Annotated in this window: 9 protein-coding genes; 1 reads left to right on the top strand and 8 read right to left on the bottom strand. The window is 61.9% G+C overall.

Translation table 11 applies throughout. The annotated features are described in order from the left end of the window. Nucleotides 1-7: 7 nt before the first annotated feature. The 5 genes from J5J06_16660 to hflX all read right to left on the bottom strand — a co-directional run bounded on the left by J5J06_16660 (nucleotide 8) and on the right by hflX (nucleotide 5,962). The gene (locus J5J06_16660) at nucleotides 8-775 is read right to left on the bottom strand and encodes a PilZ domain-containing protein (protein MCO6438727.1); all 768 of its coding nucleotides are present in this window, start codon (nucleotides 773-775) and stop codon (nucleotides 8-10) included. Then, nucleotides 772-1,533 (bottom strand): PilZ domain-containing protein, encoded by a 762-nt coding sequence (locus tag J5J06_16655; protein ID MCO6438726.1) that lies wholly within the window; start codon nucleotides 1,531-1,533, stop codon nucleotides 772-774. The genes J5J06_16660 and J5J06_16655 overlap by 4 nt, the downstream gene beginning before the upstream one ends. Nucleotides 1,534-1,698: 165 nt before the next feature. Beyond that, a complete protein-coding gene (locus tag J5J06_16650; protein MCO6438725.1) occupies nucleotides 1,699-2,919 on the bottom strand; it encodes a flippase-like domain-containing protein in 1,221 nt (406 codons plus the stop codon). Between the two features lie 95 nt (nucleotides 2,920-3,014). Then, nucleotides 3,015-4,478, bottom strand: coding sequence for a hypothetical protein (locus tag J5J06_16645; protein MCO6438724.1), 1,464 nt, complete (start codon nucleotides 4,476-4,478; stop codon nucleotides 3,015-3,017). Between the two features lie 8 nt (nucleotides 4,479-4,486). Then, nucleotides 4,487-5,962, bottom strand: coding sequence for a GTPase HflX (hflX, locus tag J5J06_16640; GenBank protein ID MCO6438723.1), 1,476 nt, complete (start codon nucleotides 5,960-5,962; stop codon nucleotides 4,487-4,489). A gap of 33 nt (nucleotides 5,963-5,995) precedes the next feature. Here hflX and J5J06_16635 point away from each other — a divergent pair, with 33 nt between their 5' ends. Continuing rightward, entirely contained in the window at nucleotides 5,996-7,426 is a 1,431-nt protein-coding gene (locus tag J5J06_16635; protein ID MCO6438722.1) for a serine/threonine-protein phosphatase, read from the top strand. Between the two features lie 62 nt (nucleotides 7,427-7,488). Here J5J06_16635 and J5J06_16630 read toward each other — a convergent pair whose 3' ends face one another. From J5J06_16630 to J5J06_16620, 3 genes are all read right to left on the bottom strand, one after another. Further along, nucleotides 7,489-9,321, bottom strand: coding sequence for an ABC transporter permease subunit (locus J5J06_16630; GenBank protein MCO6438721.1), 1,833 nt, complete (start codon nucleotides 9,319-9,321; stop codon nucleotides 7,489-7,491). Between the two features lie 122 nt (nucleotides 9,322-9,443). Further along, a complete protein-coding gene (locus J5J06_16625) occupies nucleotides 9,444-10,370 on the bottom strand; it encodes an ABC transporter ATP-binding protein (GenBank protein ID MCO6438720.1) in 927 nt (308 codons plus the stop codon). Next, nucleotides 10,370-12,946 carry a hypothetical protein gene (locus J5J06_16620; protein ID MCO6438719.1) on the bottom strand — a complete coding sequence of 859 codons (2,577 nt, stop codon included), beginning with the start codon at nucleotides 12,944-12,946 and terminating at the stop codon, nucleotides 10,370-10,372. Before J5J06_16620 ends, J5J06_16625 begins: the two co-directional genes overlap by 1 nt. Between the last annotated feature and the right edge of the window lie 252 nt (nucleotides 12,947-13,198).

Raw genomic sequence — 13,198 nt, 5'->3', positions numbered from 1 at the left:
GAGCCTATCAATCACTTTCCTGGGCTACGCCGCTCCCAACGCCGCGCTTAGACTGCAACCGCTGGAAGTACTGCACCGTCTGAACGAGGCGGTCGATGACACGCCGACCCTCCTGTGTCGTCTCAAGTCCGACGAATTGCAGGCCCAGCGAGATGCGCCCGTTGGCATTGGGCTCGTGATGGCGGAGGATGGCGTCCAGCACGACCGCCGGCGAGCCGGAGCGGGGAGTAAACACGCACTGGTAGCTGGCCTCACGCTGAACCTCACTCAGGTCCGAGACCTGCACGCGCATGCCACCCACCGAGAGGTCTTCTAGTTGTCCATGTCGCATGACGCGACGCTGGTCAGTGCTCCCGTTCACTTCCCTCCAGAAGCGAACCGGGATGACCGCGCCAGGCGGCACGTCGGCCCGCTCGAACAATCGTCGCTGAACCTGCTGAATGCGATCGGGCCATGTGAGTTCGATCAGCATACGATCGGACTCGACACGAGCGTTTTTCACGGAGCTGCAGAACATGCACTTCTTGTGTCCGAACCGAAACGCGCAGCCTACGCTGACGTCGCCGGCCGCAAACTGTGCATCGCGCGCCTCCGGCCACTCCAGCAGGCTGATGCTCACGGACTCGTTCTCTTCGCCACAAGCGCAGAATCGCCCTTTGAGCGTCTTCCAGCCGGAATCGGTTCGAAAACTGAGCGCTGCGTGCAGACGACGGCGGACCGCCTCGAGAATGATCCTGTCGCGCTGCTGATCGGTCAGGTTCTGCGTCTTGCTCATGATGCTTTCCCCTCTGGTGTACCGAGTGAGGCATCGCATGTCAGTGCGGCCCGGAGCCGCTGCCGTTCGGGGCTGGCATCGGCGCCCTCGGGAAAGGCCAGATTGACAACCAGGAAGTTCTCGTCGGCAGCCGGCGTGATCGCGGCAACCTGGGCGTCGAGGCGAAAGGCGAAGTGGTCTTCGAGATCGAAATCAGCGAAAACCTTGCCGCCCTCCGCGTGGTGTGGAACATCGAACCGACTCACCCGACAGGCCAGTCCGTCGGCGCTGACATTGAGAAGCGAGCCCGCACAGGTCCAGGTTCCATTCACCGCGGAAAGACAGACGCGGGCCGACCGGCGTAGGGCTCGCCGTGAGCTTCGACGGCGATCAACAAGGAAGATCACGCTGGGAACGCTCAGGCGAATCCAGCAGAACTGGTCGTCCACCTCTGTCACGGTCGCATGGAATCCGCAGGAAGCGCCTCGCAGAACGAGGGTGACGTCAACGCTGGCGGCCACGGGAGGAAGTACGACACCGCGTGCGTTCTCCGCTGGACGCGCCTCGAAGATCTCCTCGCCAATGGCGGCGGCGGTGAGAACGCAGACACCGGGACTGGTGACATCGTCCTGTCGTTCACCGGCATCCTCGCCGCGCGCGTTGGTGACCTCCGTACGGAGAACGGCGCGCTGCTCAACCGCGCTGTGGAGGAGCGCGGCCGCCTCCGCCCCGCGAATCAACCGAATGCCCGGGTGTTGTTTCAGCTCATGAATGGTCACGGCGCTCGATCCGTGTCAAGCAGCGGGAACAGTTTGCGACTGGTCCGGGAACCAACGGCCCGCCGATCTCGTTGGATCACCCTCCAAGCGTACAATTCGCGTGAAGGACGCGGGCCGGTTTGACCAGAATCGAGCTATGGGACGGGGTGCATTCGACTTGGACGTTCAACCGCGCGCGACCACTGCTGACTCGGGATTCGAGCTTTGTGCCGGCGACGTTGGCGCAGCGGCGGTGGTTGCCGGCGCGCCCTGCGTGTTATCGCCCTCAGCCTGGGAGGGCCGGTAAGAGCCTGTCAAAGCGACGAATAGTCCGGGAAGGGCGCACAACAGGACCATCAGGCGAATGGCGAAGGCAACGCAGACGATTTGGGCGGGACTTCCGAACGGCGCCAGAAAGAACTTGAAAGTGAGTTCAACGGTGCCCAGCCCTTGCGGCGGGCCGGGCAGCGACTGCACCAGAACGCCGGTGCTGAAATAGGTGTAATACTCCGGAAACTCGGGAAGACCCCCACGCATACCGAGCGACTTCGCCACCGTGAAATAGGCCGTGACCGCCATGGCCTGCAGAATGGCTGTCAGAACCACCGCACCAATCAGGATCGGCTTGTGACCGGCAAGCTTATGGGCGCTGCGATCGATTCGCTGGAGGTGGTCATACGCCGGCAAGCGCTGGATCCATCGGCGGGGCACGACCCAGCGGCGAAGCGGCGGTGAGAAGTAGGCGAAGATGAGCACGATGCCCAAACCAACGGCGAACAACAGGTAGGGCCGGACAATGGCCAGGCGGCTGTCCGACGGGCTGACCAGCGTGATGACGGCTACCACCGAGAGCAATGTCGCCAGGCCGATCACGCGATCCAGGAATACCGTCGTTACCGCTTCCGTCTTGCGGTCGGTGTGCAGTGAGAGGAAATACGCCTTGAACACGTCACCGGCGTTCGAACCCAGAGGCGTGGCGAAGTTGAGGAAATTTCCCGCGATGGAGAGCTTCACGGCCTGCCAGTAACGCAGGCCTATATCCTGCGCCCGCAGCACCCACTGGAATCGCCACGCCTGAAGGAAAATGATCGGGAAGTAAATTCCTACCGCCAGGAGGAACAGCCAGCCGTTCATGTCGCGCACGGCGGTGCGAAGCCCGTAAGTAATGCGCAGATCGCCCTGCTCGTCCCTGGCAACGTCTTCCAGCGGAATAGCGACAACTTCTTCGGGAGCGACGCGCACCCTGATCGGCCCGGAATCGTCCAGCACGATTCCCGCCTGCTCCCCTCCGCCGACCAGGTGGACGCGGTCATTCAGCGTTACGCCCTGTACCACGATCCACAGGGCCGCTGCGCAAAGGGTGATTCGAAGGACGTTGAATATGCGCTGTCGTGTTCGCGGCGCCATGGGCGATTTCCAATTCCAACAGGCAATCGCTATCGGCAAAGCCCGTGCCGACCCATCTGCATCCTGTCATCGGACCTAACGGGAGCGGGACTGCATCATTCTCGCGGGACCGCCCAGCCGTCGCGAACTGCCGAGCGCCACGCGGATTCCAGGTCGCCAATCGTCCATCCAGAATAGCTTTCCGCAAGCGATTCGGCGATAGTTCGGCCTTCTTTGAGCGCTCGGACAAGATCGCTCAGGGATCGTCGTCCCCGTGACTCCAGAAACGCAACGACACTGTGGACAAGAGGATATTGATGGACCTCAATCGGACCGGCATTCTTCAGCATACCCCCAAGTGACCAGTCGTAACGGGCGTATTGTCGCGCCAGCAGGTCGGCCTTGGCGGCGGCAGGACATCGTCGGCCGAGTACCCGCTGTGCAATCAACTCGGCCAGACCTTCGTTGATCCAATGGGGAATCAGCCGGTCGGAATGATAGTGGTGCATGAACGCGTGCGTGCCCTCGTGCACCAGCGTCCATGCAAACCGGTCATAGGCTCGCTGCGTCTGCCCCTGGCGAGCGATGACCACATGAACGTGTCCCTTGCCAGGAATGGAGCGCGTATATCCCAGGGCATCACCGGCATCGTAGTCATCGAACAGCCGCGCGAAGCGCTTCAGCATCACGCGCGACCGCCAGCAGAAAACCGGGCATTTGGCCGGGAAAACATTCTCGTGCGGGTCGAAATCCAACTGCGCACAAAGCGCCGCGTACATCGCCTCGCACCATGAAGCCAGGCGCGGATGGCTGGGGGGCTCCCAATCGGTCCAGATCAGGAAGTGCTCCGTCTCGACGAGTCGAACATCCCTGCCAAGCGCCTTCTGGACGCTCTCACCAAACTTACGGTAGGCGGTGAGTATCCGTCGCCGATCTTCAGGCGAGATCGCCCGCGAATGCTGATCCTTATCGGCGAACTCGATCTCGGGGAAACGACCCGGCGCCTCGCCCTCGCCGTCTGCGGCGATCGAAGGCTCGCCGGATTCCGGTTCATCCAGGGCCGGCACGGGGATCGGGGATGCACGAGACCCTGCGTTTTCGCGCTCATCCCGGTACGCGTCGAGTAACGCTCGAACGTGGGGTTCCACGCCGGGATCCAAATCCGACGCTTGGCGGAACGACCGAGTGGCCAAATCCGTTCGGCCGTTATTCAGGCAGAATTTGCCGAGATGAATGAAGTCATCAGCCTGAAGTCGGTCTGCCCCGCCACGACGCATGGCAAGCAAATCGCGCATGGCAACGAATGCGGAACCGGGGTCGATCTCATCCCACGCGAGCACTTGGGGCGTGCCGTCCGATACGAACACAATGGCCTCGTCATTGAAATCGACGACAAGTCCGGAGGCGCGTCCCCCAACTTCCAGGGAGAGATCGACGGAGGTCGTTATGGTATCGGCTTGTTGATTTGAATCGGCTGCTTCGACATCTTTCGATTGTTGCTGCAACCCCGCCGGCCGGGCCGGCTGCGCTGAACCAATCAGGACAGCACCCATAACCAACACAGGAATCGCAATGGACACGCAGCGCCTCACGGCGATGCCGATCCATCCGGAGGATTAGGCCCATCGCATTCTTGCGAAGCGGCTCGATCACCAACCTGCCCTTCAGCGCGAACCTCCTTGGCGACAAGATCATGGTAGCGGGCCCGAAGCTGCGCAAACTGATCGCGATTGATGCGAAGATCGACCTCTACCATGTCTTCAAGATAGCGACGCTCCCCAACCTCGCCGTAGCGCTGCAATTCAGCCAGCAGCTTGCCGGACGTGCTGTAGGGCATCTGCACGACCGCCGTTAGCTCGCGCCCCTGCATCCGCTGAAGGACTTCTTGCCGAAGTTCGTCCATTCCTTGCCCGGTCAAGGCCGAGATGCGCAGGCAGCATTCGCGACGATGGCGGGCAAGGAGCTCCGCCATCGACGCGTCGTCCATACAATCAACCTTGTTCAGCAAGGTAATCTGCGGGATGGTGTCGCAGCCGATGCTCTTGAGTACCTCGTCAACGGCTTGCATCTGCGCAAAAGCCACCGGCGACGAAATGTCAACGACATGAAGCAGAAGATCGGCGTGGATAGCCTCCTCGAGCGTCGCTCTGAATGACGCCACCAGCGTCGGCGGCAGATCTCGAATAAAACCGACCGTGTCGCTGAGCAGCGCGGACCGACCGTCGCCGAGATCCCACTTGGCGGTCTTGGTGTCGAGTGTCGCGAATAGCCGATCGGCGGCATAGACCCCGGCCGGCGTCAGGCGATTCATCAACGTGCTCTTACCCGCGTTCGTATATCCAACGACGGAAACGGTGTACTGATCCCGACGGGCACGCACCTCCCTGATCTTGCGCTGATCGATCTCCGCGAGCTGTTCCCGCAGATGAGAGATGCGCTTACGCACGAGCCGGCGGTCGATCTCGATCTGCCGCTCACCCGGACCACGTGTACCCACACCGCCCACCGCCCCGGCCGCCGTTCCTCCGCCGGCGCCGGCCACCCGCTCCAGGTGCTGCCACATGCCCCGCAGCCGCGGCGCCGTGTATTCAAGTTGGGCAAGTTCGACCTGCAATTGTGCCTGCCGGGATCGAGCATGGGTGGCAAAAATGTCCAGGATCAGTTCCGTACGATCGATGACCTTGACGCGCCAGGCTTCCTCCAGATTCCGAATCTGGCGGGGAAGAAGGTCATTGTCGAAAATGACCAAATTTGCCCCAACGGCCTGGATTAACTCCGCGACTTCCTCGATTTTCCCCTTGCCGATCGCGTGTCCGGCTGCGTAGGCCGTTCGCTTCTGGATGGTCTGTCCGGCGATCGCGACACCCGCGGATTCCGCAAGTGCCTTGAGCTCGCCAAGCGGGTCCCGCAGATCGGCCTTGGTGTCCGGGAGCAGTATGCCGACGAGGATCGCTCGTTCCTGGTCGCGCACATCGGGCGTGCCGGCGTTGGTCGCGGCCGGACGCGGGTCACGGTGGCCCGCGGACGCGGCGTTCGGAGTGTTCGAGCGTATGGAATGGCGCATAACCGTTCAGTCGACCCGCAAGGATCATACTTCGTGTTGTACAATCCGGTCAACGAAGGCCCCAGCCGGATCGACCGGACGCCTCCGTCTCTCGACATTCCCGCTCTGGTTCTCTACGCTCCGGGCATGGGAAACCTCCCAAGGATCGGCTCATCGAAGGACTCGGGACCGCCTCCGTTCGGCATCGATGCAGGAAACGGCCGTTCGGACCAAGAGAAGCTTGCCGCATTGACCGATATGGTCCGGGAAATGAGCCTCCAAGAGGACCCGCAGCAACTGGTGGGGGTTTTTCGGCGCGCGGCCGCGGAACTCTACCCCGGCGGCGACATGGTGGCCATCAGCCGTCGCGATGTTCAACCCCCCTACTACCGCATCACGCGCAGCACGCGTTGGAACGAGGATATCAACCCCTGGCTGCAACCGGACCGATTGCCGCTCCTTTGTGGCGGTCTCCTGGGCCATTTCCTCGAAAACGCCAGGCCCGAACGCTTGCGCGACATCTGCGTCCCTCCCGATGACCCGGCCTATGCCTACGTCGGGGATGCGCGCGCCGCGGTGGCCCTTCCCATTTACGAGCGCGGTGAGGCGCTCAACATGGTGGTGCGGACGTCACCGGACCCCGCCCATTTCGATGATCTTCGCTTGGCGGATGCGCTGCTCCAAGCCAATCTTTTCGGCCGGGCCACCAGCTCGCTCATTCTTTCGAGAAAACTGCAGGACGCCTACACCGCGCTCGATCGCGAACTCAAGCAGGTGGGCCGAATCCAACGGGCATTGCTTCCGCCCGTGCTTCCACGAATACCGGGTTTGGAGATGGCCGTCTCGTACGTGACCGCCGCCCGAGCGGGAGGCGACTACTACGACTTTTTCAATCTCGGCGGCAACCGATGGGGCTTGCTCATCGCCGACGTCAGCGGTCATGGGACGCCGGCTGCGGTGGTCATGTCAATGATTCGAACGATCCTCCATTCGTCCTGCATGTCCGACCGGACTCCGGCTGACATGCTCCGGCATGTCAACGGACAGCTCATGGCCCACGGCATGGGAGACGACGGCGCGTTCGTCACCGCGTTCTACGGCATTTACCGATCCGGCGATCGTGGTCTCACCTACGCCTCCGCGGGGCACAACCCCCCGTTGGTCGTCGATCGCCGGATCCGGGTCCGCGAGCTTGATGAAGCCCAAGCGCTGCCGCTTGGCGTTGACGCCGACCACGAGTACGTCCAGCGCGATACAACTTTGCAGCATGGCGACACCATGCTTCTCTATACCGACGGGATCACTGAAGCGATGAACGACCGGCGCGAAATGTACGGCCGGGACCGCCTCCTGAGCTGTGTCCGTGAGGACGTACCCAACGCCCAGCACATCATCGACTGCGTGACCAACAAGCTGATCGGATTTACCGGCGACGCCCAACCCGCCGACGATCAGACGCTACTGGCAGTTCGGGTAAAGTCCTAGCTTACCCACATCGACCGGGGAGGCGCCGGACAGGCACGAAGGGGCCACTTCGACGCGGTTTCCTACGTCCCCGACTGCCTCCGCACGATCATGTCGAAGTTGCGCACCAGGCCGCTGTAGACGCTCCAGACAACGAATGCGTATAGCCCGAAGGCGATAGCGCTCCCGATGACGGCCGCGGTCCGCGCCGCATGGGCGCGCTTGGCAAGCTCACTTGCTGAATCAAACAAGCCCGAAGGATCGGTCACGTACCAGAGTGAAGTAAAAGGAGTGAACGGGGCGAGAAAGGCGCCGAATTCGCCGCCGGAGTTGCGGACGATCTGGTTCCCGAGTGCCCACGAGGCACCGCACAGGAGCACGATGGCGCCGACACTGTACATCACCGCCGTGACATTCTTGCGGCTGACCAGCGAAATGCGCAGGCCGATCACGCAAGCACAGGCGGTATAGATCACCATCATGGCGGCCATGAGGGGCGCGACCTCAATCCAGGCGGCGGGGCTGGAGGTCGCTGATTCGGATTGGAACAGCCCGTAGACTCCGAACAGCATCACCACAACAACGGGCCCCAGAAGCAACGGTGCGGCGAAGCTCACCAGCCCGCGAAGCTTGCCCCACAGGATATAGCGACTCGTCACCGGCGTGGTCAGCAGAATGTCCATCGTCTTCGATTCGCGCTCCTTGGTCATGGAAGTCGCCGCGGTGTTCGTGGCAATGATAAGCGCGATGGCGAACTGGCTGACCATGAGTTTGGCGAGCCAACCGCGCACCTCATCGGCCGTGAGACTGCCGTTGACGTACATCACAAAAAGCATCAGCGACCCGCCGATACCGCCGAGAATGATGGCCCAGCGGAGCACCGCCCCCCCGCCCGCCCGGGTTCGCGCCTCCCGCCACGCCACCGGATTGGACCATACCGAACGCGGGGCGCGCTTCCGTTCGCCGTCTCCCGCGACCCGTGTGAACCGGCCCAAGATCCGATTCATCAGGGTCATCTCTCCCACCTTCGCTCCACGACGAACGAAGTACAGGCTTGCGAAATAGAGCAGTGACGCCGCCATGAGCGTCCAGGTCACATAGGCCGCCGCAGGGAACGCCAGAGCCCATGTTGCCCATCGGGGGTAATCGCCCAAATGGGCGAGCGGCGGAGCGTAGACGCGGTTGAGCGAAACGTCCAAGGCGAGAAACGGGTGCAGCGGCGTTAGCCAACTCATCCGCCGCCCATCCAGATTCGCCGCCGACTCCTCCATCCATGAGGGCTGCCAGTAGTACCCCAGCAGATACACGCTGACGAGATAGAGCGCAATGAGCAGGTAGAATGAGAAAATCGTACTCCGCGTGCCGACGCGCATCATGGCCACGAAGATCGCCAGGGATCCGGTGAGAATGGCGGTCGCGCCGGACAATGCAAAGCTCTCGATCACCTGCGAGGTCGTAACGCCACCGTAAACCATGGTGATGAGAAAAATCGGAAGCCCGGCGAGCAGCAGCACGATCACGAAGAAAAGACGGCTCATCAATGAGCCCAGCACGATTTGTCCGTTCGTAAGCGGCGTGGACAGCAGGATATTGTATGTCTGGGCGTCCCGTTCCTGCGTAATTGCCGCCGCGGTGAATACCGGGGCAAGAAAGCACATCAGCGCCAGTTGCGCCATGGATGCGAATTCGAACGTACGCGAAGCACCCTTCGCCAGTTCACTCAGTGACCCGGTTCGACCACTCATCGACGAGACCAGTGAGAACAAGACCACCACGAGCAAGGCTGCCAGATAGGCCGCTCGCAGCCAGAGATGTCGTGGGCGACGCGATGCACCGTGTACCACGCGCACCAGAATGGGATTCGCGGGCAGCAGATGCCACAACCAGACCGAGAGACGATGGAAAACGGCGTTCATTGCGGATTGCGAAAATTCAACTTCAATCCGTAAATCAGGCAGACTCTTGCCGCCGCGCGATCGACGGTCACATGGGGAAGCCAATCAATTTGAAGCTTCCCTCTCCCATCCGTTCCACATGTTCATTGCACCATGCCCTTGGTCAACCGCATGAAGGCTGTCTCGAGATTGACCTCCTCCTCCTTGATTTCCCGCACCCGGAAATTGTTCTGGACCAGCAGCTTGATCAGGGGCGTGAAGTCATGCGTTTGTCGCTCGAGTTCGACAAGTATTTGGCCATTGAGCTGCTCGACCGACTTGATCCCCCTTGTCTTCTGCAGCAATTGTGCCGCGAGGTCCTGCTGCTCGGTCACGCGGACGTGCACCTTGGTCGCCGTCCTTGCGCGATGGATGATTTCCTCCAGCGTTCCGTGGAACAGCAGCTTCCCCTGTTCGATGATGCCGACGGTCGTGCATAGCTCCGCCAATTCGTGAAGAATGTGAGAGCTGATGATGATCGTCTTGCCCATGCGGCGGAGTTCTTTAAGGAGTTCCCGAATCTCGATTCGCGCGCGGGGATCCAGTCCGCTGGCAGGCTCGTCCAGCAGCAGCACCTTCGGATCATGAAGGAGCACGCGGGCGATGCTGAGGCGCTGCTGCATTCCGCGGGAAAGTGAATCGACCAGCGCGTCCCGCTTGTACACGAGGTCGGTCAGTTCGAGTACATCGTTGACCACCTGGGTCCGCTGCTTGCCGATGATGTTGTACGCGCTGGCGAAGAACTCGAGGTATTCCTGGACGACCATGTCCTCGTAGGCACCGAAGAAGTCCGGCACATAACCGATCAGCGGGCGGATCTTTCGGGATTCATATCCGATCACATGACCGCAGATGCGGGCCTCGCCCCAGGTCGGCTGGAGCAGCGTCGCCAGAATCTTGATCGTGGTCGTCTTGCCCGCACCGTTGGGCCCGATATAGCCAAAACACTCCCCGTCCTCGATCTGCAGGTGCAGATTGTCCAGTGCGGTGAGCTTACCGTAGCGTTTGGTCAGATTGATGGTCTGTACGATCACGGTTTCGATTCCGCCGGTTTTCCGCTTAGACGATCAATGAGCGAGTCGACATCTTCGTCCGACTTGTCCTCCTCAGGCAAGGGGCCGGTACCCAGATTGTTGACGGGAATGCGAATGCGATAGGCCGTGAGCGTCTTCCGCGGGTCGGGCCCGACCGGGCGATACGGACGCCGGCCTTCGCGCATGAAGAGCCGCGCCGGACCCGGATCGTCGGCGAATCCAATCAGGTAAACCGAGTCGACATCCAGCCGATCCGAAAGATCGAGCCAGCGCAGACGGTCCCGCGAAATGGTCGCCGTACCGCCCCAATCCAGCGCGCCCTTGAAATGCACCGGGTCAAACTCACCGACGGTAGAAAGCAGCAGCAGCGCCTTGCGTTCTTCGCCGACCAGGAATGGCCGGGCACCCCGCGCCGCAGAGCCCATCCCGCCCAGCAGTCCCGTGAAGCTACGACTCCATTCGGCGTGGTAATCGTGCAACATGGAGCGGCGCAGGAAGGCGCGGAGCGTTTCGGTTGGTTTGGGCCGGTACGCGCGTTCGCTGAGTGAGACCTGCTGCGGCCCCGAGGGCAGGTCACCAATCTCGAAGACCTGGATCATCGTATCCCGGATGGCGCGGGTCCTGTTCGGCGGGACGCGCGCCTGGAGCAGGAGACACTGCGACAAGTCGACACCGAGTTGATTGACGATGTAGCTGTCTGGCGTGATCTGTCCGCGCTGGATCGTAACGTTTCCCCCCACCTTTCCGGGCAGGAATCCGGTCCATCGCCCTTCAAACTGTTTGAGCGTAGCGCGAATACGTACATCTTCCATGGAAGCCGATGCCGGAAGCACCCGGTACTCGTCCGGGTCGGCGAAGCGCGAAAGCGTCGCCAGCGGATCTCCCGTTGCGGGCATGGGCCTCAGAAAACAATCCGTCCGTTCCGGCTCGCGGGCACCCAGCACGTCCGAGGGAAGCCACACGTCCACGCGTTTATCCGTGCTGGTCTTCAGCCCAAACAGGACGGTGGCAAAAGCGCGTCCGCCATCCGCATTCGCATCTACGACGGTCACTTGGTGCAATCGCTCGCCGAAACCGCGCATCCCGTTGACCACGACAATGGCCAGCACGCTTGCCGCCACGGCAACCATGGCAAAGACCGTCCAGCTGTGCCGCTGCCAGCCGCGGCGCAGAAGTAGCGTCCAGGATCCGAATGTTGCGGCCAGGACGTAGGCCGCCGACGCCATGCCCGCCAGCAACAGGTACGCGCTCGCCCGGGTGGCGAAGGAGACGTATCCGGCCACACGATCAAAGAGCGAAGCGGTCGCCGGGTGAACTTCGTCACTGCTCCCCAGTTCTCGAAATTGGAATATCCGGGCGAAGAAGTCGATGGGCTCGCCCTCGCCGGAAAAGAGATCGCTCAGGGCCACCGCACTGAGCACAATTCGCCCGCGGCCGAGCTCTCGCTCCGTGAGTACATCCGATTGAACAAGTCGTTGCCCCTCGAGCGCCGCCGAACCTGACTCGGCGGCAACCACGAACGCCCCGCTGCGCACGGTACATCGCACAACCGGAATCGGTCTGGGAAACGGGTTGTTGTACCACTCGCCCGGATCGACGGCTTGCTCACCGAGCCGCGGTGCTCCGACGAGTTGGAGTCGCACGTCCGGCAAATTATCCACGACCACGACGTCGCCGATATCCGCCGGAAGGATCTCGGCAAGCCGGTCACTCAGCACGAGCGAACCGGCCGTGCGCGACGCTGCGATCAACAGCGTGCCCCCCTGCCGGATCCATTCGATCAGCGCCAGCAACTGCCGGTCGGAGAGGTCCTCCGGCCTGGCATCGTCCCAGACGATGCAGTCCACGGCTTCCAGACCGATCCACAGATCCGGCATTTCCTGCGGGCTGACGTGCCCGATGAATGGCGCCTGATCGAAAAACCGACTCTTGTCCGGGTCAACGAAATCGCGGACCCGGCCGATGGCCTCGCGCGAGACGGACAGGACGACCACATCATTGTCGTCCACGATTGCGGGTTGCTGGGCGGGTGTCGCACGCATGGTCAGAACACCCTGCGAGACGAACTGCTCCGCCTTGCCGTCCTGGTCATAGAGTTCCACGCTGAAGCGTGCCTCGCCTCGTCGTGGCTGGGCGAACATATACAGCTCATACCGCTGGGCACTGCCCGATTCGTTGCGCAGGTGGACCTCGACGGCGTCATATGCCGCGTCGCCGTCGGCATCCAATTGGCGCACGCGGAGGGTACCGTCGAATGTCGGTTGGTCGAGAAGGGACACCGTGACGACGACCGGCGTCCAGGTGCCGGTCCGGACGGCGTCGCCCAGGCGCATCAGCGGCCAGCCCACGCGGTCGACATTGACCTCGACGCGCGCCAAGGCGGGCGCGGGAAAGATCCCGGAAGTCAGGACTGCTCCCAGGATCATTGCGGTGACGCTGTGATGACTGCCGGACTGGAGGATGCAATTGCAGAATCGCAGAGGCAGAAATCCCGCCCTATTCGCGCGGAAGACCGGGCCGCTTTTTTGACAGCCTGCACCGGTGACCCGCTCTTTGTGAAAGCCATGTATCACGGACGCATCCCCAGGGAATGGACGCGTAACGGATGGACTGCCCGATTGTAGCCGCGTATCAGCGTTGAAACAACTACAGCGCGTGCGACTGCATTGTTCCTGTCCGCCCCTCCAGCAATGGGGGAATTACCTATGACGGTCAAGGCGGCAGATTGTTAATGTTCCAGAGCGTCGTTGCCAATGCGCCTGCCATCGAAAGCCCTCGATTGTTCTGTGGATAGTTGTCGAGCCGCCGCCCGGGACTTGTTCAAA

It is taken from the genome of Phycisphaerae bacterium (genome assembly GCA_024102815.1).
Taxonomy (GTDB): Bacteria; Planctomycetota; Phycisphaerae; order UBA1845; family UBA1845; genus JAGFJJ01.
The sequence above is the reverse complement of the archived record's forward strand: the minus strand, read 5'-3'. Positions and strand labels throughout refer to the sequence as shown.